Raw genomic sequence first — 17,717 nt, forward strand, 5'->3', positions numbered from 1 at the left:
GTTATTCCTACAAGCCTCGGGGTTAAATCGGGGTGTTCTTCAATATATTTTAGAATGACACTCATTGCAGTAAAAAATATAAGCCGCTCTTATTATAGCATAGTCTGTAATTTTTGGAGATGCCTATTGGCTCCTAGTTTGGGGTACTTTAACCCCCTATTATTCCACCTTTCCCCCCTTTTGCCAACAAAATGCTACATTATCCCATTTTGGTGTTTGTAAATACCTCAGAGATCCCCCCCTAAATCCCCTTTTTATGGGGTTGACGAACTAAAAATCACTTGCCAGAATATTAGCAATCAATCCATATAACCCTGCATAAATTTAGGGTTGTATCTTGTAAATTAAGCAGCTAAAATATTATGAAAACCTACTCCGATTCCGGCGATCGCACTGTGGTTGGCTACATCACGGGAAAAAATGGTCAATATGAAGTTTTTCACAGAAGTCCTCACTCCAATGATTTGTACTTTCACAACTCAGCTACGAATAGATCGACTGGCTTTCGGGTTAACTCCAACGGCAATTATATCGGCCCTGATGGTGCGGCTTACCATAACAACCCCAGTGTCATTGCAGCGATTCAGAATCGCTACGATTTGGGAAAATATAGTTGACTGTAGAGAGGAGGAAAGTTGCTAAAGAATTAAAAATCTGGACGTAGGGACAATCCTTTATAGTTGTCTGGTTTGATTATTGTAAATAACAAGATGCCTTAATCATGTCAATTACCATTTTTTTTATTAATGTTTTTTGGTTCTTTTTTTGTAGTTTGCTATAAATTTAATCGCCGTAAAGAGCTAATATCTAAAAGTAGATTACGAAATTTTTTGGCAATTGAAAGTTTTAAAAAAGCTGATATAGAAACTAGAAAAATATTACTACATTTGTCGGATAGAACACACGAAGGAGTTTTGCGGGATATAGATATAAAAAATATATCTTGTCAAGATTTTCAAGAAATTGATAATCTTTGGATTAGATATAGTAAGGGACGATTTGGATATAGTATTCAAAGACAAATTTGGAAAAAGCATGGTCTGGAACTTGAAACTGAACTCGTTCCGACTCCATACGATCCTGAACGTCTGGGGTATCACGTAGACAAAGGGTTTCCAGTCGAAGTGGGCTGGTGGTGGGAAGAGAGCAGGGTTGGGAAAATATCTCACAATGATCCAGTTGCATTTAAAAGATTTTATCAACTTAATTTTACTTTGAAAGCTCCAATAGGGCATCTTCCCACTCACTTACGAACAGTCAATAGACACAGCAATGGAAAAATAATTGATAACAGAAAATTATCATCTATTGATGCTGTTTATTTGGGAGAGCTTAACGAAGGATGTACCTTAGCTATAGCTCAAAAAATCGATGAATGCAATTTATGATTACCTATATTGCTAACAAAAAAATCTTAGCGGAGTTCCAAAACATTTCTCGGTAATCGAAAGAGGTCAAAAGAGAGGTGAATTTAAAATCAAGTAAAGCCAACTCACCCTATCTGTCCTACGTCCTATTTTGTTAGGCTACTGCTCTAACTGTGCAGGCTTTCAGGATTTAGGGTAAGCTGACAAAAATCATGAACACTCCGTTTCCTCGAAAGTTTTGAGGTCTTTCTGAAACTTCTCAATATCATAGTGGACGCAAATACCTCGCTCAGAAATCAGTTGTTGAAACTGCACCCGATGCAGTCCCAATAACTCACTGGCTTTCCCTAAACTAATTTTATATTGCTGAAACAACATCAACACAATTTCCAACAATAGCTCATTTTCCGAAAGGCCACTCGCCTTTACTAAGTCATCGGAAATCACTAAACTCATGGGTAACTCTCCTGGGCTGAAATCTCCTGCTTAAATCTTAGCAGCCGGGGGAGCGATCGCCCTGGGTTGTGGATGCAATATCGCCTCTTGAAATCGCTCCTTAGCCCGGTCAATGGGTTGGAGGCAACAACACTCAACAACCCTCAGCAAGTTGTTAGTCTAACAACTTAACGATTCCCTGTGAAACCTGGCAGCGATCGCCGCTACTCATTTGGCGTGAAAACTGTGTTTGAGTCTGCTATACTGAACTAAAAAAAGTGATGAAGCTAAGTTTATGAAAATTAAAGCCATTATTCATCCAGCAGAAGAAGGGGGCTATTGGGCAGAAGTCCCAGCCCTTCCCGGTTGCATTACCGAAGGTGATACCTTGGAAGAGGTTACGCAGAATTTACAAGATGCCATTGAGGGTTGGCTGAGTGTTGCGAATAATAGCCTGAAAAAAACAGAGCCAACAGACGAAATTGTGGAAATTGCGGTATGAAGTCTATTTCTGGAAAACAACTTTCTAAAATTGTGGAAAAGAAGGGCTGGGTTTTACAGAGAATTACAGGAAGCCACTATATTTATAACAATCCCGAAGAACAAAAAATTCTCTCTATTCCTGTCCATAGTAATCAAGACTTAAAAATTGGCACTTTAAAGGCATTGATGAAAGTAGCCAATCTCACCGAGGAGGACTTGTGAAAGAAGACCCAGAAACAGAATAAAATAGAGTGATTTTGCTTTTAAGCGATTGAATCCCATTGCAGATACCATATCGCCTAGACTCAGAAACCCGGTTTTTGAACACAGTTTTTTGCTTTTATCCGGGGATAACTTCAAAAGCATCTTTATCATAGAGTCTATAAACATAAAAATCACTGTCTAATGTAAAAATTCGCTTAATTTTTTGGCTTTCTGCTACAGCCACCAGAGAAGCATCGGCTAAATCCATAGACAGATCTTGATATTTTTCCATTAAAACTTTCATGGGTTGACATTCTGCTTCATTAACTGCATGAAGATACAAGGCTTTTCTATTGAGGAGTTCCCATAAGATAGCCTGTGCTGACCAACCTCGCAATTCTGATAAGAAGTACATTGCTTCAGTAAAACAAGGCCATCTTGTTAACATAGAACCTGTTAGCGTTTTGTAAGTTTGAACACATTTAACCTGGGTATCTCCCTGGCCTTTATCAATCATAGCAATGAGAGGCCCAGTGTCCACTAAAATCAGGGTCGTCGCAGTCCTTGTTTAGATAATTTCGTGGCAATCTGTTCGCCAAAATCAGTTGGCTGAACCTGATGATGAGGTTCCATTTGACTATCGATCGCCCCAATTAAGTCTCCGATTTTTTCAGGTAAAGGTTCCGCTTCATGCTGGGGTTGTTCAAGTTGAGATAAAATCCACTTTTCGGGAGTTAACCCTTGTTTTTGGGCGACTTTTAGGAGGGCTTGATAAGTTTTTTCGGATAGAATCAGGGTATGTTCTGACATAATTTTACTCAGTCAGCTTGCTCCGATTTTAACTCTAATCCCTGTGAATGACAACGGTGCAATTGAGCCAAAAAGTAGGGGCGTTCCCTGGAAAATACCCACGCCAATTTTTGCCAAATCCCGCCCTTCTCTGGAACGCGCCTTCACCCTGATTAATGGGGTGGGACTCTAAGCTAGGAGATCTGGGTTATTACCATCATTTGTGGCATAGGGTGAAACAGCCTACATCTGTTTAAATCTTAGCAGCCGGGGGAGCGATCGCCCTCCAATTGCGGATGCCATATCGCCTACACTCAGAAACCTTCTGTGATGGGTGTCTGCATCCTCACCGAGGGCGATCGGGACTTCAAGCCTTGCGCTACAATAGTTGGAAACCCTACCCACTTTTTTAAATCCATGACAACCAACACTTCACTAGAAGAACGCATGGCAGCAGTAGAAGCAGCCATTACTCAAATTCAAGAAGAGATTGCCCCTCTGAAATCAAGCAACTGGTTACAGCAAATTAGCGGTTCTTTCAAGGATGAACCGGCTTTTGAAGAAATCCTCGCATTAGGGCAAGCTATTCGCCGAGGCGATGAGTCCGTATTAGACCCATCAGAAATAGAATGAGATATTTATTAGATACAGATCACCTGAGCATTCTTCAACGTCAATCGGGTGCAGATTATCAGAATCTGGTGGAACGAATGGCTCAATATCCCCTGGATGATTTTGCTATTTCGATTATTACAATTCAGGAACAAATGCTGGGCTGTCATGCCTATATTAACCGCGCTCGTTATCCGAATGAATTGGTTAAGGGCTATGAGATCATGGGAAGGCTAGTAGCTGACTTTCAGCGATTACCCATTCTCCCTTTTGATGGGATCGCAGCTCAAACCTTAGAGCAGTTAAACTCACAACGGATTCAACTGGCTCAGATGGATGCGAGAATTGCAGCGATCGCCTTGTCTCGGCAAATGATTTTATTAACTCGTAATCATCGAGACTTTAGCAAAGTGGCAGATTAGCAATAGAAGATTGGACAATTTGAAGTGGGTTAATGCAGAAACCGGGTTTCTCTGATAGGTTTATCCATCCTCACAGAGATTTTGCCAGAAAATCAGTTTCTGAGGTACAATTGCTGCAAACCAAAATCTCAACCCTGCTGATCCAGATAATATCTTATATGAACAGTCAAAAAATCACTGCCATCTTTGATGGTCAATCCTTGCAATTAGAATGGAGAAATAAAAATAAAAAAACAGGAAAATATCATGTCATACCTCGCGCCACAAAATCCTGAAAACGCAAAAATGCAAATTACGACAATACAAAAAAACAATGGGAATTTGCCGAAATCTGGGTAGACCCTTGGCTTTCACTCCCTCATATTCTGATGTTAGTTAAAGAACAATCCGGTAAATTCTCGATTCAAAATCCCGCACAAGACTATAAATCTATCTTTACCAGTGATACCTACGAAGAAAGTCAAATGTGGTTGCTGGAAGATGAATACGAACGAGTCACAGGCCGGTTTTGGCAACCATAGTAAAAGCAAGGCGCTCGCTTTTTGTTATAGGGGTAGATTGGGTTGAGGAAGGAAACCCAATGCCCACCAATATTTACCATAGAAACTCAACTATTGAGTGGTTTCGCAGACGGGTGCTTTTCACCGGATTGAGCCAGATATAGCGCATAACCCACACCTTGCCGAACCTCCTCCGGGAACTCCTTTAAATCCTCAAGAGAACTGCCAACCCACTCATAACCCGCAATCATCCTGGCCTCTCCCGTGCCATAATGGTTTTATTTTAACCCGTGAGGGAGAGGTTTTTGCCCCGATGGGAGAGGATGGGATAAGATACTTATGACGATGATTCGCACGGTCACAATTCGAGGCTTCAAGTCCATTTACTCTGCCACCCTAGAACTCGGTAGAGTGAATTGCTTCATTGGGGCCAATGGAGCGGGCAAAAGTAACCTGCTGGAAGCCCTGGGAGTCTTAGGCGCTGCAGCGAATGGCGTGGTTGATGATGAAAGCCTGCTGCGTCGTGGGGTGCGGGCGGGCTTACCCAGGCTGTATAAAAGCTCCTTTGCAACGGACCGCACTCCTGCACACATTGCCATTGAGGTTACCGGCTCAGGTAACGAAGCTTATCGCGTTTCTTTGCTTAACCCCCTGGATTCCCCGGAACCTGCTTGGTCGTATAAAACTGAAGTCCTCAGTGACGGGTATGAGGAAATCCTTTCTGATGGAATTCGCAACAAGAAAAACCTCAACCCCAAAGCTGGCTTGGCCGCCTTGCAGTTGGTGGAGCTAGACCCCAAGAATCCGGCGGCTCAACTGATGCAGCGCCTTCAGGAATTTGCCATATACTGTCCGAACACTCCCACCCTGCGTGGCATTGTCCCTGACCAACAATCGCGCCTCCCCCTGGGTGTGAGCGGTGGACTACTCGCCGAAGGGTTTGCCGCCCTGCGGGAGCATTTAGACGCTAGAGGGGAAGAAGGTGAGGAGATTCTGGAGCAAGTGCTAGAGTTAATCGACTGGGTGGCTGATATCCAAACCACCAGCTATGGAACGAATCTGCTCTCGCCCAAAGTGCCTCGGACTAAGCTACTCCTGAAATTCAGCGATCGCTTTATGAACCAAAGCCGCAACGAACTCACCGCCTACGATGCCAGCGAAGGCGCACTTTACGTTATCTTTGCGGCTGTGCTTTGCCTGTTACCTCAAGCTCCCCGACTGCTGGCGATCGACAATCTGGATCAAGCCCTGAATCCCCGGCTACTGGTCCGGCTGATTTCCCGTCTTGCGGGCTGGCTTCAAGATAATGACAGCGAGCGCCAAGTGCTGTTAACGGTCCATAATCCAGCCGCCCTCGATGGTCTGGACTTACTGGATTCGGAGGTGCGCTTGTTTGTGGTAGAGCGCAATAGCAACGGTCAAACCTGTATCCGTCGCCTCACACTTACCCCTGAACTCACTCAACTGAACCAGCAATATCCCCTCTCACGCCTCTGGATTATGGGGCATCTAGGAGCGGTTCCCAATGTCTGATCCGTTAAAAATTGCCCTAGTAGCTGAAGGGCCAACAGATTTTGAAGTGATTCAAGCCGCCCTTAAAGCTATCTTACCCCATCCATTTATCCTGACGCTCCTGCAACCGGAAGCGACTCTACCACAAATGGGAAGTGGTTGGGGCGGTGTGCTGAAATGGTGTCATGCGGCGCAACAGAGGCATCATGGCTCCCTGGATACTGACCCGACCCTGATGAGCTTTGATTTGCTGATTATTCATGTCGATGTGGATGTCTCAATGGGGCAATATGATAACTGTGGAGCAGCGGTGACAGAACTAGCGCAGCAGAACAAGTGGGGAACTCTCCCCTGCTCACAGCCCTGTCCTCCTGTAGCTGATACGGTGAATGCTCTGATGATCGTGATTCAAAGCTGGTTAGGAGGGGCTATACCTGGCGATCGCACGGTGTTCTGCCTGCCTGCCCAATCCTCCGGCACTTGGTTAGCAGCGGCGGTACTCGCTCCAGGGCATTCCCTCCTAGTTAAGGGCGAGTGCGATGTCAATCTGGAGAATAGACTCGCAACCCTACCCAAGGGACAGCGCATCAAGAAAAACAAGCGAGATTACCAAGTCCATGTGCCATGTATTACCCAGCATTGGATACAAGTCAAAGGACTTTGTAGCCAAGCTGCCGATTTTGAGCAGACTGTATTAACTGTAGTCCGTTTCCTGTCGTAGGGGGTTAGTTCTGTTTCTCTAGAGCCTGTTAATGATTGAAGTCGTTCTTATTTCCCTCCTGAGAAATTTGGCTTTTCAGAATTCGGCTATAATTGCTCAAGAACAGCAACAGATTAACACCCGGCCAAATTATTACCAGACTCGGTGAATGGAATAGGCATCAAAAGCCGAATCTCGACTAATCAAAATCAAGCGATGATTCATGGCTTGCGCCACCAAAATCCTATCAAATGGATCGCGATGATGCAGGGGTAGGGTAAGGTAGCACGCTGTATCAGAAAAAGTGATGGTCAAAACTTCTATTTTTAGTTGTTGTAGCACTTCCTCTAAATCAGAAAATGGTTTCTGTAGCCTAAGTTTGCCTAAACCCAATTTAATTGAAATTTCCCACAAACTGGCAATACTCACCGAGAGATTGTTATTGGCATCTTCCAAAATTTCGGTGACTCCATCACTTAAATTTTCACTGTTTTGCAAATACCAAAGCAAAGTATGGGTATCCAGTAGGCACTTCATGTTTACATATAATCCTTTAAATCTTCCAGAGGTTCATCAAAATCGTCAGACATCCAGATTTGACCCTGCCAAATCCCGAGCCCGCCTCGCTGGGGTGTTTTAGCGGGGGCTGTCGTATATCGGTTCACCAAAAATTCTGTATAGTCCAAAACTGACTGTTTTACAGATTCTGGGAGTTTTTCCACATTTTTTAAAATCGCATTCTCTATCATTTTTTTCCTTGAAAATCTGCCTATGTATGAATCAATCCCCTCTTTGACTGGGCTTTCACAGACCCTGGGATTTGATGTAGGTTAGTCCTCCCCTAGCTTTTAGGCAAGCCAACCGACTAGACTATAGCTATTGGTTTTAACCTGCTGAATCCTTGTTCTGTTCTTGTTAGCATAACACATTGCGGCTATCAAGGCCAGTCAGATGGTGTTTCGCCTAGGTCAAAAACAGTTGGGGAGGCAAGGTTCCCAAAATGAGTAAAGTGGCAGCAAACACAGCGGGTTTCTGGCAGGGGTTCTGCATCCTCATAAAAATTGAGGCAGAAGGTTTCTGAACCGATCGCGTGCAATCTTTTAAAAATTCCCCTGCATCCAATCCTTGGGTGCAGGGGAAGAAACGACTGAAGTTAGTGTTAGGAACTGGGGACGATCGCCTCTAAAATACGCTCACGGTTGAGGTTGCGTCCGATGAAGACTAGGCGGGTTTGGCGGGGTTCGGCTTCTTGCCAAGGGCGATCGTAGAAGTGGTCGAAGCGTTTGCCAACGCCTTGTAAGACTAAGCGCATGGGTTTATTGAGGACGGAAACAAATCCTTTGATACGATAAATTTCTAATTGTTCTACTAAGTTTTCTAGCTGCTTAACTAGGGTTTTAGGTTCAAAGGTTTGGTCGAGGATAATGTTGACTGAATTGATATCATCATCGTGGTCATGCTCTTCCTCGGTGTCGTGATGGCTGGGACGGCTGTCGAGGTTGTCTTCGACGGCAGCATTAAATCCGAGGAGTAAGTCGGCGGTAATTTCACTGCTTTTGCAGGGTACAATTTTGACGTGAGGGGGAAGTTGCGATCGCAGCCAAGTGATGACTTTTGTTTGAGTTGCCACATCGACTAAATCGACTTTAGTAAGTAATACTAAGTCCGCACAAGCGAGTTGATCTTCAAACAGTTCTTCGATCGGGGTTTCATGGTCTAAATTGGGGTCGGCTTGGCGCGCTTGTTCTAAGGCGTCGATATCGCCGACGAGGGTACCGGCTGCGACGGCCTCACAATCGACCAAGGTAACCACGCCATCTACTGTTGCACCCGTGCGAATTTCCGGCCAGCGAAAGGCTTGGATCAGGGGTTTGGGGAGGGCGAGTCCGGAGGTTTCGATTAACATACAATCGAGGCGATCGCGCTGTTTGAGCAATTCCTGCATGGTAGGCAAAAATTCCTCTTGAACGGTACAACAGAGGCAACCGTTGGTAAGCTCAATAATATTGCTTTCGGTAGCGGGAGATTCGTCACACACTTGACAGGATTTGAGAAACTCGCCATCGATGCCGACTTCGCCAAATTCATTGACGATTACGGCAATGCGCCGTCCTTGATTGTTTTGGAGGAGGTTGCGAATGGTGCTGGTTTTGCCAGCACCGAGAAAACCTGTGATGACGGTAACGGGAATTTTATGCATGGGGTGATGTGAGATAAAGTGAAAAATTAGACCCGATGAGGGTTGGATACGTCATCGGGTTGATGTTGAGGACGGGGATTAACCTAAAATTGAAGAGGCGAGAAATGCTGCGCCGATGCCACCGATCGCAAATCCAGCAAATCGGAGGGATAAGTTGGGGTCTTGATCCAAAGCGGTGAGCGTTTTGCGGACGAAGCCGATCGCAGCGGAGGCGATGGCGATTTGGATCGCGGTAAATCCAATCAGATAAGCCAATAGAGGGGCGGTTTCTGCGCCGATGATGGCTTCTCCGTAAGCATAACCATGAAAGATGCCAGCGACAGCAGCGATCGCAGCGACAAGCTTTAAATTAGGCCGTTCTTTCATCCCGAGGAGGATTCCGACAAGGAGGACGGAAGCGGCAATGATGATTTGTACCGCTGGAATATCTAGGGTGAGTAAGTGAATTCCGGTGCCTCCCATTGCCGCGATCGCAAAGGTGATGGGAATGGCGATACCGTAGGGATGGAAGGCAGAAAGTAAGGCGATCGCCACGACAAAGGCGAAATGATCTAACCCGATAATTGGATGTGCGAATCCCGAGAGGAGTCCCTCCCACACGTTACTCGGTGTCGCGGAATCCATCCCGTGATGGGCGAATGCCGGTTCGATTCCCCAGAACAAGGCAATGGCGAGGGCAACTATCATCACTCCCCCTTTTATTCTGGGTTCATGGGGTAGAACAGATGAGAATCGGTTGAGGATTGGCTTTAGCATGATGGGTTAGGTTAAAAAAAATTGATCGGGTCAACATCTATAAGTGAGTCAGGCCACGGGTATAAGTGCGACACAGACTCCATTTTTTAGGAAAGGTGAGGATTAACTCCTGGCAATGGGGAGAAAAAATCAGGCACTCGGAACCATTCCGAGACCTGGGTTTCCGGAAAAGTGGCTAAAATGTGAGAACTGGGTCTAGTTTACAGAACTCACAAAGACCGCAAATTTTTCCCCTCGGCGTTGGTGTAGGGTCAAAAGTACGATCGCGCTGCCGCACTGTTCCGCGCAAGGGCTACTATCGAAAGAATAGAGGGTTCTAGTAAAGGAAAATCAATGCCCATCTGTACCTCGCAGATGAATGTAAAGGGTGGACGACCGAGGCGGTGGGCATTCTGACTTACCAACCCCAGAGGGCAAATGGAGATTTACCGGAAAGCTGGAGTTGGGATCACAGTTGCGGGACAGTGCCGGATTGGGACCGGGCTTTCCCCCTTGCGTCTAATGGCTGGACCCCATCAGAACCGCCTGATAGGGCATATCTTACCCCATCGGTGACACTTTACGACGGGGGAAATGAGAGAAGCTTAAAAAGTTGCCCAGTTATCCCGGTTTTCGGGTGAGTCAGCGGGCAAAAAAGGGGCCAACGCTAGGTTAGGCCCTGGGGGTGGGATGAATGAGTTAAACCAGGGGTAACCCAATGGATTCGTACAGCAAAATGGATTGACGATGGGGACGGGCGATCGCCCCTTCATTTTCCAGGCGTTGGAGGAGGCGAGTCACCGTAACCCGGGAGATACCGATCGCCTCGGCAATTTCTTGATGGGTGATCGGCACTTCTAGCAACCGTCCCTGTTCCACAGGGCGACCGAATTTATCGCCTAACCAGACCAAAAATTTAAGCAAGCGTTCCTGGACTTGCTTGCAGTGAATAATAGTAAGGAGTTCCTCGGTTTTTTGAGCGTGGGTGCGAATCGCCTCTAAGACTTGTTGCCACTGATGCCCTGGAATCATGCTGACTTCCACGGAGGTTAAACATTCTATTTGATACCCGTTAATGCAACAGAGGGGTTCACCCACCACATCTCCTGGACCCCAATATCCCGAAGCGATGGTGGACCCCTCTTCCGTCCAGGCGATCGTCCGGACCACTCCGCCATCGATTTTCCACAGGATATCTTGCCACATCGGAATTGAGTCTTTGCGGCGGAAGGTTCGCCGCAGGGTGGAGGGGACTGAAGCTAACGTTGCAATGGTCATAAAAATATAGTTCTGAGATTATTATGAGTGGTTTTGAAATTGGATGAAAAAAGAGGCGATCGCCCCAAAAGTGCATTGGGGAAATGCGGGGGCAGTCGCCTCTTTTTTCGGCTTGAAAATGTTATTCAGCCTCATCGGACTCAGTGCCAATTCTTAATTGTTTTTTAGTCCGTTTGAGCTGTTTCCAAAGTCTTTTAATTTGTTTGTAAGCGTCCTCTGGCGGTAATTTCCCCCCGGTTTCTAAACAGCTAATCACGCTAACGCGCTGGGCAAACTCCTGCAAGTTGGCATTAAACACCATATTTTCTGGATGCTCTGGCGTAATTTTGCCGTAGTAACGACTGCGAGGAGATATAAAATCAAATTTGTCCTGCATTGTCTTAACCCCACTCTTTCCCTTGGCTATTTGCGGGAGAATCAAGCCCTGTACCGGAATTTGTTAGCACAGATTCCCCCTCCTGAACACTTTAGCGTTATTGCCAACTTGTGGCAATTAACCCCTGGGCCTTCAATTTTTGCGGTTCAGGTCTAGGCCGGAAACCGATTTTTAGCCGAGTTCAGGTTCGGCCATTGCTGCGGGAAAATTTTGCAAGGTTTGGGACCTATGTTTTTTAGCAGTTTTCCCCGGTAAGCAGTCTGTTCTTTTAAGTAATAAGCGCATTATTACTAGGGTATCTTTAGTCACCTATCTACCAAATCAGTCAAAAGAAATATTTTCAATTAAGTCGGGTTTCTGAGGGCATCAAGACCGTTGGAACTCTCGCAGAGGACCAACCGGGGACCCCGGCCCAAAGCCCCTGGGAAATCAGGCAAAAATTAGGTGAACCACTCCGTTATTTTCCGGCTATTGCTGCGGGATCCTCCGAAGGATAGGGCAACTTTGAGCAATGCAATGAACAAGGGTCTAGCATGGGGAACCTTACGAGGGTAAGGTTTTTTACATTCAGTGGGGATTTGCCTCACAAGTTTAAGACCATTTCCACTCCCCTCCCCTTACCAAAGGGAGGGGACCTCAGGTGCAGTTCCGCGTTTTAACCCTACTGGGGTAAGCAGGGGGGACCCTAACTTGGGGAGGGAGGGGAGCCAATAGTTTAAATAAATTAAGATTCAACATCCTCCAAAAGGTAGAGATTTAGACCGGATTCCGGTACAGTGAACAAAAGCGGGATGGAGAGGCGGAAAGATTGGCTGCCCCGATCGCCGCTGGTACGTGACAAATCTGCTGTCCAACGGCCTACTATCAGCAAAGGAATCCCAGATGAACCTCCTAGAACTAGAACGAGAAACCACCAAAATGACTCGGGTGATGATGACCCGACACATGGCGATCGGGAAAGATACGATCGCCGATCTCCGGACCCGGATGACCCTCGAAGAGTTATCCGGCGTGATCATTGTCAGCATCGAACGGTTGCTATGGTTGGACTGGGATGCGGTCGTTTGGGCGATCGCCCATCTGATTCCCGCCGATATCATGGCTCAAATCCAAAGCAATCTCCGGACCACCCTCTATCAGCGCTTGATTCACAAAGGCTTAATTCCCGGAGTGGATTTCAGCATTGATGGTCATGGAAATCTCAGGTTGAATGCCAAAGCCCAAAAATCCGTTGCTTAAGCCGGTTTTAAGGCGTCCGTTCGGCTTCATTCCACCGCTGTAGCGCCAACTTAGCAAGAAAAAGTAAAGAACGGGTAAAGAAAAATTGCCAATTCCAAACGGGCAGTTTTTCTCTACCCCGGGGCAGATGTGAACCCATCCCCGACATCCGCCTCTACTTCTGGGCTTCTACAAACGGGGTATAAGTCCCGCCCAATGCTTCTACCACTGCACGGGTATTCGAGACCATCATCTTAATATAAGAGTCAGACTCGCTACCGGCTACACCAATGGAGTCGGAATACAGTTCCTGCGGGGCTAATTTAACTCCGGCCTCCGCTGCTACAGTGCGGATAAGCTGTGGATTAATGGTGGTTTCCGCAAAAATAGCCGGAACCTGAGCCCTTTTAATGTCTTCTACCAACCGCGTCACGGTTTGGGCGCTGGGTTGTTCCTCCGTACTGATGCCGATTAACGTGCCGATAATCTTTAATCCATAGCTTTGGGCATAGTATTGGAAGGCATCATGAGTGGTGACTAAGCGGCGGTTTTCTGGGGGAATGGTGGCAATTTGCCCTTGAATCCAGCGGTGGAGTTCTTCCAAGGTGGCGGTATAGTTGGCGGCATTTTCCGCGATCGCAGCGGCATTTTCTGGGGAGAGTTCGCTTAAGGCATCCCGAATGGCGTTCACCATTGCGATCGCATTTGTGACATCCCCCCACACATGAGGGTCCGCCGTCGTTGCCGCCTGCTTCTCCATCAGTAAAGGGAGTGCGACTTCCCCCACGGCAACTTTCCGAGCATTCACCCCCGCCGCATTCATCAATTTAATCAGTTCCGGTTCTAGGTTATAGCCGTTATAGAGAATCAAATCCGCATTCTCCAAGGCAATGGAGTCAGCGGGGACGGGTTCATAAATATGCGGATCCACTCCCGGGGTCAAAATACTGCTGAGTTGAATCTCTTCCGTAGCAATGGACTCGGCTAAGTCGGCAATAATGGTACTGGTAGAGACTACTTGCGGCTGACTACCTGAACTCTCCCCCGCCTGATTCACCCCAGGGTTAGTACAGCTACTCAGGCAGAACCCTAAAATCAGTCCTGTGGCTAATTTTAATAGAGATTGTTTTCCCGGATAGTCCGCGATCGCTCTCCTGTGGATAGAGGTTTTCATTTTTGTTTCATATTTTATTCACAATGGGTTCATATTTACACTATCCTGGAATTAAAAGCTAAATTTTAGAAACCGTTATGAAAAGACCTAACCCTTTCAACCCGGACAGTTCTTGGACAAATCGCCCTCAAACTCCCTCAGAAAAAGGGATTTCTGTTAGTCATCTGGGCGTCAATTATCGCCAGGTCGAGGCCCTCACCGATGTTAACGCGGTGATTCGCAGTGGACGCCTCACCGGGGTGATTGGACCCAATGGTGCTGGGAAAAGCACCTTAATCAAAGCGATGTTAGGATTAACCCCCATTCTCAGCGGTAGGGTCCTCTATGAGGGGAAACCCCTGATGGAACAACGCGATCGCATCGCTTACGTTCCCCAGCGATCGCACATTGACTGGACCTATCCTGCTACGGTTTGGGATGTGGTAATGATGGGACGGGCCAAAAAAACCGGCTGGTTTAGACGCTATAGTACCGTCAGTCGTCAAATTGCCTCCGATGCGATCGCCCGAGTTGGCATGAGTGACTACCGCAACCGCAAAATTGGGGATTTATCCGGGGGACAACAGCAGCGAGTGTTTTTAGCGCGATCGCTGGCTCAACAAGCCGAGATATTCTGTTTCGATGAGCCTTTTGTGGGCATCGACCAAAAAACCGAAACCGTCCTGTTTGAGATTTTTCATGAACTCGCCGTAGCGGGAAACATTGTAGTTGTGGTGAATCACGACCTCGGGGAATCGATTACCCATTTTGATGATTTAATCCTGTTAAATCGGGAATTAATTGCCTGTGGTGGACGAGAACAAGTCCTGCGATCGGACAATATGTATCGCGCCTATCAAGGACAGGTGCAATTTTTTAGCGATCGGGCTGCCTAGAAAACCTCACCCCCCCAGCCCCCCATCCCTCGTAGGGAAGGGGGGAGAAGAGAGCAGAAAACCTAGCCCCCAGCCCTTACAAGAGTAGTTTTTTACGTTTCCGGTCCCCTCCCCAAGACACAGGGGAGGGGACCGGAGGTAAGGTTCCCAATAACCCCCTACATTCTGTATAAATTCCCCTGCCATGTTAGACGGATTAATTGAACCCCTCCAATATAGTTTTATGCAGCGATCGCTCATCGTAGCGATTTTAGTGGGCTTGATTTGTGCCGTGGTTGGCAGTTATTTAATGGTTCAGCGTCTGGCTTTATTAGGAGATGCGATCGGGCATTCGGTTCTTCCCGGATTGGCTGTCGCCTATACGATTGGGGCCAATATTTTTGTGGGGGCCTTTATTGCCGGGGTTCTGAGTACCGTGGTAATTGCCTGGATTAGAACGCGATCGCCCATTAAAGAAGATGCCGCAATGGGAATCGTTTTATCCTCCTTTTTTGCCCTCGGAATTACCTTAATTACCCTCATTCAAAAAGACGAAAAAATTGACCTCAATCATTTTTTATTCGGCAACATTCTTTCGGTTACCCTAGAAGATGTAACAACCACCGCCCTGATTGCCCTGTTAACCCTCGCGGTAGTTTTTTTACTGTACAAAGAACTCTTGTTTTACACCTTTGACCCCTTGGGCGCTCAAGCTGCCGGACTGCCCGTGAATTTGCTCAATTTTGGGTTAATGGTTTTGATTGCCCTAACCGTCGTTGCCAGTATGAAAGCGGTGGGGGTGGTGCTCGTTTTATCCCTGCTGATTGCCCCGGGTGCCACCGCCTATTTATTGGTTCCTCGCCTCCATCAGGTGATGATTGTTGGGGCGTTGATTGGCATTGTTTCCAGTGTCTCAGGAATGTATTTGAGTTTTTATCAAAATATCCCCTCGGGTCCAGCGATTGTATTAGTAGTTTCAGGCTTTTTCCTGTTAGCTTTGCTCTTGAGTCCGAGTCATGGAATCCTGACTCATCCTCGGGCCAAAGGGGAGACTTCCCCCTTTTGGCAAGAAATCAAAGGGTTATTTCGCTAGGGCCAACTCTCCAGATTTTAGGTTATACCCAAGGTAAAAAACCCTTTCTTCTCTATTCTTTATAGCCCGCGTAGGAGAGGCTCTGTTCGTATAGCCCCCGGTTTGACGCTGCGGGTTATTATCGAGTCAAAGTAGACGATTTTGGGTTAGGGTTCTAAGTCTTGTAAAATCTGATTAATTTGTTGAACGGCTTGAAAATTATTGCGGATTTGGTATAAATCTCGGGCGGTTTTCAAGGTAGCAAGGGCTTCAGAAAATTGATTTTGATTTAAGAAGGCAATCGCTAAATTAAAATGGCTATCGGGTTCGTTGGGATAGCGGGCGATCGCCTCTCTCAAAACGTTAGTCGCTTCGGAGATTCTCCCCAAGGAACCCAAGGCACTGCCCAGGTTATTATAGTATTCCACATTGCCAGCATTCAGGGTAAGCGCTTGCTCAAAAGCACTCACCGCTGCTGAGAAATTGCCCATTTGGGCATAAGCAATTCCCAAGTTATTGTAGGCCGTATCATAAGCGGGATACAAGGCGATCGCTTGTTCAAAAGCTGTCACTGCTTCGATGAATTTTCCCTGAGTCGCTAAATCATATCCCTCGTTATTGTAAGCTTCTGCCTGTTCTAAAGCTTCTAAGGAATTACTTTGACTCACAGGAGGCAGGGTGGCATGAGAGACCCTGGGTATCGCGGTGACAAGGACTACACTAGCGAGTCCACAGGCGAGGAAATGTCGAATCATGATTGATTAATTTTTTCTAATCTTGTGTAGATGATGACCGGACCTGCACTGAGAATTTCAGGGAGTGCCTAGTCTGATGGCTAAATCAAGCCTTTCTCTAATTTCTTCACCGGGGAGAGCTACCATTGCGGGGACAAATTGCGGTAACATTACAAAAGTTAACATTTTGCAAAGAAAATACCCAGGACAAGGGATTATGAGCGTACAAATTGGAGATACCGCCCCGGATTTTAGTTTGCCATCCCAAACCGGCGAACCCGTTAAACTCAGCGATTTTCGAGGGAAATCTAGTGTGGTGCTCTATTTTTATCCAAAAGATGATACTCCCGGATGCACAAAGGAATCTTGCGCCTTTCGCGATAGTTATGAACAGTTCAAACAAGCGGGGGCCGAGGTGATCGGGGTCAGCAGCGATTCGGCGGATTCTCACCAAAAATTCGCCAGTAAGTACAGTCTGCCCTTTACTCTGTTAAGCGATCGCGATAAAGCCCTTCGCAAGCTTTATGGGGTCCCTTCAACTCTGGGACTCCTCCCCGGGCGCGTCACTTATGTAATTGATAAACAGGGCGTTGTCCGCCATATCTTCAATTCCATGATGAATTTTGAGGGTCATGTAGAAGAGTCTCTCAAAACTCTAAAAGAAATCTAAACCGATTCACTCCTATTTGACTCAATAGACCTCTTGCAAAAATCCGGATTGATCCCCCCAAACCCCTTGATTATCCCCCTCCCGTCCCCCTTAAGAAGGGGGAAGCCAGAGGAATAAATGTTTATTTGCTGGGGGGCTTTAAAGAAGTTTGCAAGAAGTCTAATTTTGAGGAGTTCACCCTGAATAAAGGGAACGTTTGGAAATTCTAAAATACCGCGTTTAGGGTAGGGGCGAGAACGTGAATCGCCCCTATTATTTAGGGTTTAAAATTCAAGAGTGCGGAAGTTTTAAGCAGCAATTTACGTTAGGCTACTATTTCGGATTGATGATAGCACAAAATACAACCAAATTACTTATTCTAAAGAGGTATTTTTTTTTAAAA

General features: G+C 46.4%; 24 protein-coding genes and 1 riboswitch. Of the genes, 13 read left to right on the forward strand and 11 right to left on the reverse strand.

The features are described from left to right. Nucleotides 1–362: 362 nt before the first annotated feature. Both NG796_RS19245 and NG796_RS19250 read left to right on the forward strand, forming a co-directional pair. Complete coding sequence (locus tag NG796_RS19245; RefSeq protein ID WP_261208515.1) at nt 363–617, forward strand: polyprotein; 255 nt, start codon at nt 363–365, stop codon at nt 615–617. 129 nt (nt 618–746) lie between these two features. Further along, nucleotides 747–1,388: a GUN4 domain-containing protein gene (locus NG796_RS19250; RefSeq protein ID WP_261208516.1), complete on the forward strand. Its 642-nt coding sequence runs from the start codon at nt 747–749 to the stop codon at nt 1,386–1,388. 189 nt (nt 1,389–1,577) lie between these two features. On the opposite strand, the gene NG796_RS19255 is transcribed toward NG796_RS19250, so the two are convergent. Next, nucleotides 1,578–1,823 (reverse strand): UPF0175 family protein, encoded by a 246-nt coding sequence (locus tag NG796_RS19255; RefSeq protein ID WP_261208517.1) that lies wholly within the window; start codon nt 1,821–1,823, stop codon nt 1,578–1,580. A 274-nt stretch (nt 1,824–2,097) separates the two neighbouring features. On the opposite strand from NG796_RS19255, the gene NG796_RS19260 reads away from it, so the two are divergent. After that, complete coding sequence (locus NG796_RS19260; RefSeq protein WP_261208518.1) at nt 2,098–2,304, forward strand: type II toxin-antitoxin system HicB family antitoxin; 207 nt, start codon at nt 2,098–2,100, stop codon at nt 2,302–2,304. Then, nucleotides 2,301–2,507 (forward strand): type II toxin-antitoxin system HicA family toxin, encoded by a 207-nt coding sequence (locus NG796_RS19265; RefSeq protein WP_261208519.1) that lies wholly within the window; start codon nt 2,301–2,303, stop codon nt 2,505–2,507. Before NG796_RS19260 ends, NG796_RS19265 begins: the two co-directional genes overlap by 4 nt. Before the next feature lie 118 nt (nt 2,508–2,625). Here NG796_RS19265 and NG796_RS19270 read toward each other — a convergent pair whose 3' ends face one another. Together NG796_RS19270 and NG796_RS19275 are read right to left on the reverse strand one after the other, a co-directional pair. Next, complete coding sequence (locus tag NG796_RS19270) at nt 2,626–3,030, reverse strand: type II toxin-antitoxin system VapC family toxin (protein ID WP_261208520.1); 405 nt, start codon at nt 3,028–3,030, stop codon at nt 2,626–2,628. A 5-nt stretch (nt 3,031–3,035) separates the two neighbouring features. After that, nucleotides 3,036–3,299 carry a hypothetical protein gene (locus NG796_RS19275; protein ID WP_261208521.1) on the reverse strand — a complete coding sequence of 88 codons (264 nt, stop codon included), beginning with the start codon at nt 3,297–3,299 and terminating at the stop codon, nt 3,036–3,038. A 309-nt stretch (nt 3,300–3,608) separates the two neighbouring features. Here NG796_RS19275 and NG796_RS19280 point away from each other — a divergent pair, with 309 nt between their 5' ends. From NG796_RS19280 to NG796_RS19300, 5 genes are all read left to right on the forward strand, one after another. Continuing rightward, nucleotides 3,609–3,911, forward strand: coding sequence for a hypothetical protein (locus NG796_RS19280; protein ID WP_261208522.1), 303 nt, complete (start codon nt 3,609–3,611; stop codon nt 3,909–3,911). Next, entirely contained in the window at nt 3,908–4,312 is a 405-nt protein-coding gene (locus NG796_RS19285; RefSeq protein ID WP_261208523.1) for a type II toxin-antitoxin system VapC family toxin, read from the forward strand. The genes NG796_RS19280 and NG796_RS19285 overlap by 4 nt, the downstream gene beginning before the upstream one ends. Nucleotides 4,313–4,680: 368 nt before the next feature. Beyond that, complete coding sequence (locus NG796_RS26600) at nt 4,681–4,833, forward strand: hypothetical protein (RefSeq protein WP_411268821.1); 153 nt, start codon at nt 4,681–4,683, stop codon at nt 4,831–4,833. Between the two features lie 318 nt (nt 4,834–5,151). Beyond that, nucleotides 5,152–6,345: an AAA family ATPase gene (locus NG796_RS19295; RefSeq protein ID WP_261208524.1), complete on the forward strand. Its 1,194-nt coding sequence runs from the start codon at nt 5,152–5,154 to the stop codon at nt 6,343–6,345. Beyond that, nucleotides 6,338–7,045 carry a hypothetical protein gene (locus tag NG796_RS19300; protein ID WP_261208525.1) on the forward strand — a complete coding sequence of 236 codons (708 nt, stop codon included), beginning with the start codon at nt 6,338–6,340 and terminating at the stop codon, nt 7,043–7,045. The genes NG796_RS19295 and NG796_RS19300 overlap by 8 nt, the downstream gene beginning before the upstream one ends. A 132-nt stretch (nt 7,046–7,177) precedes the next feature. Here NG796_RS19300 and NG796_RS19305 read toward each other — a convergent pair whose 3' ends face one another. From NG796_RS19305 to NG796_RS19330, 6 genes are all read right to left on the reverse strand, one after another. After that, entirely contained in the window at nt 7,178–7,561 is a 384-nt protein-coding gene (locus NG796_RS19305) for a type II toxin-antitoxin system VapC family toxin (protein WP_261208526.1), read from the reverse strand. Nucleotides 7,562–7,563: 2 nt separating this feature from the next. After that, entirely contained in the window at nt 7,564–7,773 is a 210-nt protein-coding gene (locus NG796_RS19310; RefSeq protein WP_261208527.1) for a DUF2281 domain-containing protein, read from the reverse strand. A 410-nt stretch (nt 7,774–8,183) separates the two neighbouring features. After that, nucleotides 8,184–9,224, reverse strand: coding sequence for a cobalamin biosynthesis protein CobW (gene cobW / locus NG796_RS19315; protein WP_261208528.1), 1,041 nt, complete (start codon nt 9,222–9,224; stop codon nt 8,184–8,186). A gap of 78 nt (nt 9,225–9,302) precedes the next feature. Next, nucleotides 9,303–9,911, reverse strand: a complete 609-nt coding sequence (locus tag NG796_RS19320; RefSeq protein WP_261208529.1) for a HupE/UreJ family protein — start codon at nt 9,909–9,911, stop codon at nt 9,303–9,305. Between the two features lie 433 nt (nt 9,912–10,344). Beyond that, nucleotides 10,345–10,521: riboswitch (cobalamin riboswitch) on the reverse strand. 137 nt (nt 10,522–10,658) lie between these two features. Continuing rightward, a complete protein-coding gene (locus tag NG796_RS19325) occupies nt 10,659–11,237 on the reverse strand; it encodes a Crp/Fnr family transcriptional regulator (RefSeq protein WP_261208530.1) in 579 nt (192 codons plus the stop codon). Nucleotides 11,238–11,358: 121 nt separating this feature from the next. Further along, nucleotides 11,359–11,613: a hypothetical protein gene (locus NG796_RS19330; RefSeq protein ID WP_261208531.1), complete on the reverse strand. Its 255-nt coding sequence runs from the start codon at nt 11,611–11,613 to the stop codon at nt 11,359–11,361. A gap of 882 nt (nt 11,614–12,495) precedes the next feature. Here NG796_RS19330 and NG796_RS19335 point away from each other — a divergent pair. Beyond that, nucleotides 12,496–12,852, forward strand: coding sequence for a hypothetical protein (locus NG796_RS19335; RefSeq protein WP_261208532.1), 357 nt, complete (start codon nt 12,496–12,498; stop codon nt 12,850–12,852). A gap of 154 nt (nt 12,853–13,006) precedes the next feature. On the opposite strand, the gene NG796_RS19340 is transcribed toward NG796_RS19335, so the two are convergent. Continuing rightward, on the reverse strand, nt 13,007–14,005 hold the full coding sequence (locus tag NG796_RS19340) for a metal ABC transporter solute-binding protein, Zn/Mn family (protein WP_261208533.1): 999 nt from the start codon (nt 14,003–14,005) through the stop codon (nt 13,007–13,009). A gap of 77 nt (nt 14,006–14,082) precedes the next feature. Between NG796_RS19340 and NG796_RS19345 the strand changes: the two genes are divergently transcribed. Together NG796_RS19345 and NG796_RS19350 are read left to right on the forward strand one after the other, a co-directional pair. Continuing rightward, nucleotides 14,083–14,880 carry a metal ABC transporter ATP-binding protein gene (locus NG796_RS19345; RefSeq protein WP_261208534.1) on the forward strand — a complete coding sequence of 266 codons (798 nt, stop codon included), beginning with the start codon at nt 14,083–14,085 and terminating at the stop codon, nt 14,878–14,880. 184 nt (nt 14,881–15,064) lie between these two features. Next, nucleotides 15,065–15,952, forward strand: coding sequence for a metal ABC transporter permease (locus tag NG796_RS19350; RefSeq protein WP_261208535.1), 888 nt, complete (start codon nt 15,065–15,067; stop codon nt 15,950–15,952). Between the two features lie 146 nt (nt 15,953–16,098). Here NG796_RS19350 and NG796_RS19355 read toward each other — a convergent pair whose 3' ends face one another. Then, a complete protein-coding gene (locus tag NG796_RS19355; protein ID WP_261208536.1) occupies nt 16,099–16,686 on the reverse strand; it encodes a tetratricopeptide repeat protein in 588 nt (195 codons plus the stop codon). 196 nt (nt 16,687–16,882) lie between these two features. Here NG796_RS19355 and NG796_RS19360 point away from each other — a divergent pair, with 196 nt between their 5' ends. Beyond that, the gene (locus NG796_RS19360; protein ID WP_261208537.1) at nt 16,883–17,335 is read left to right on the forward strand and encodes a peroxiredoxin; all 453 of its coding nucleotides are present in this window, start codon (nt 16,883–16,885) and stop codon (nt 17,333–17,335) included. Nucleotides 17,336–17,717: the final 382 nt, after the last annotated feature.

It is taken from the genome of Laspinema sp. D2d (assembly GCF_025370755.1).
Lineage (GTDB): Bacteria > Cyanobacteriota > Cyanobacteriia > Cyanobacteriales > Laspinemataceae > Laspinema.

What these genes read in the sequence shown, in the direction of transcription:
- NG796_RS19250 (WP_261208516.1), top strand. Translation starts at nt 747, where the DNA reads ATGTTTTTTGGTTCTTTTTTTGTAGTTTGCTATAAATTTAATCGCCGT.
- NG796_RS19300 (WP_261208525.1), top strand. Translation starts at nt 6,338, where the DNA reads ATGTCTGATCCGTTAAAAATTGCCCTAGTAGCTGAAGGGCCAACAGAT.
- NG796_RS19355 (WP_261208536.1), bottom strand. Translation starts at nt 16,686, where the DNA reads ATGATTCGACATTTCCTCGCCTGTGGACTCGCTAGTGTAGTCCTTGTC.
- NG796_RS19340 (WP_261208533.1), bottom strand. Translation starts at nt 14,005, where the DNA reads ATGAAAACCTCTATCCACAGGAGAGCGATCGCGGACTATCCGGGAAAA.
- NG796_RS19360 (WP_261208537.1), top strand. Translation starts at nt 16,883, where the DNA reads ATGAGCGTACAAATTGGAGATACCGCCCCGGATTTTAGTTTGCCATCC.
- NG796_RS19330 (WP_261208531.1), bottom strand. Translation starts at nt 11,613, where the DNA reads ATGCAGGACAAATTTGATTTTATATCTCCTCGCAGTCGTTACTACGGC.
- NG796_RS19285 (WP_261208523.1), top strand. Translation starts at nt 3,908, where the DNA reads ATGAGATATTTATTAGATACAGATCACCTGAGCATTCTTCAACGTCAA.
- NG796_RS19265 (WP_261208519.1), top strand. Translation starts at nt 2,301, where the DNA reads ATGAAGTCTATTTCTGGAAAACAACTTTCTAAAATTGTGGAAAAGAAG.
- NG796_RS19295 (WP_261208524.1), top strand. Translation starts at nt 5,152, where the DNA reads ATGACGATGATTCGCACGGTCACAATTCGAGGCTTCAAGTCCATTTAC.
- NG796_RS19305 (WP_261208526.1), bottom strand. Translation starts at nt 7,561, where the DNA reads ATGAAGTGCCTACTGGATACCCATACTTTGCTTTGGTATTTGCAAAAC.
- NG796_RS19350 (WP_261208535.1), top strand. Translation starts at nt 15,065, where the DNA reads ATGTTAGACGGATTAATTGAACCCCTCCAATATAGTTTTATGCAGCGA.
- NG796_RS19320 (WP_261208529.1), bottom strand. Translation starts at nt 9,911, where the DNA reads ATGATAGTTGCCCTCGCCATTGCCTTGTTCTGGGGAATCGAACCGGCA.
- NG796_RS19310 (WP_261208527.1), bottom strand. Translation starts at nt 7,773, where the DNA reads ATGATAGAGAATGCGATTTTAAAAAATGTGGAAAAACTCCCAGAATCT.
- cobW (WP_261208528.1), bottom strand. Translation starts at nt 9,224, where the DNA reads ATGCATAAAATTCCCGTTACCGTCATCACAGGTTTTCTCGGTGCTGGC.
- NG796_RS19275 (WP_261208521.1), bottom strand. Translation starts at nt 3,299, where the DNA reads ATGTCAGAACATACCCTGATTCTATCCGAAAAAACTTATCAAGCCCTC.
- NG796_RS26600 (WP_411268821.1), top strand. Translation starts at nt 4,681, where the DNA reads ATGTTAGTTAAAGAACAATCCGGTAAATTCTCGATTCAAAATCCCGCA.
- NG796_RS19345 (WP_261208534.1), top strand. Translation starts at nt 14,083, where the DNA reads ATGAAAAGACCTAACCCTTTCAACCCGGACAGTTCTTGGACAAATCGC.
- NG796_RS19260 (WP_261208518.1), top strand. Translation starts at nt 2,098, where the DNA reads ATGAAAATTAAAGCCATTATTCATCCAGCAGAAGAAGGGGGCTATTGG.
- NG796_RS19280 (WP_261208522.1), top strand. Translation starts at nt 3,609, where the DNA reads ATGGGTGTCTGCATCCTCACCGAGGGCGATCGGGACTTCAAGCCTTGC.
- NG796_RS19335 (WP_261208532.1), top strand. Translation starts at nt 12,496, where the DNA reads ATGAACCTCCTAGAACTAGAACGAGAAACCACCAAAATGACTCGGGTG.
- NG796_RS19255 (WP_261208517.1), bottom strand. Translation starts at nt 1,823, where the DNA reads ATGAGTTTAGTGATTTCCGATGACTTAGTAAAGGCGAGTGGCCTTTCG.
- NG796_RS19245 (WP_261208515.1), top strand. Translation starts at nt 363, where the DNA reads ATGAAAACCTACTCCGATTCCGGCGATCGCACTGTGGTTGGCTACATC.
- NG796_RS19325 (WP_261208530.1), bottom strand. Translation starts at nt 11,237, where the DNA reads ATGACCATTGCAACGTTAGCTTCAGTCCCCTCCACCCTGCGGCGAACC.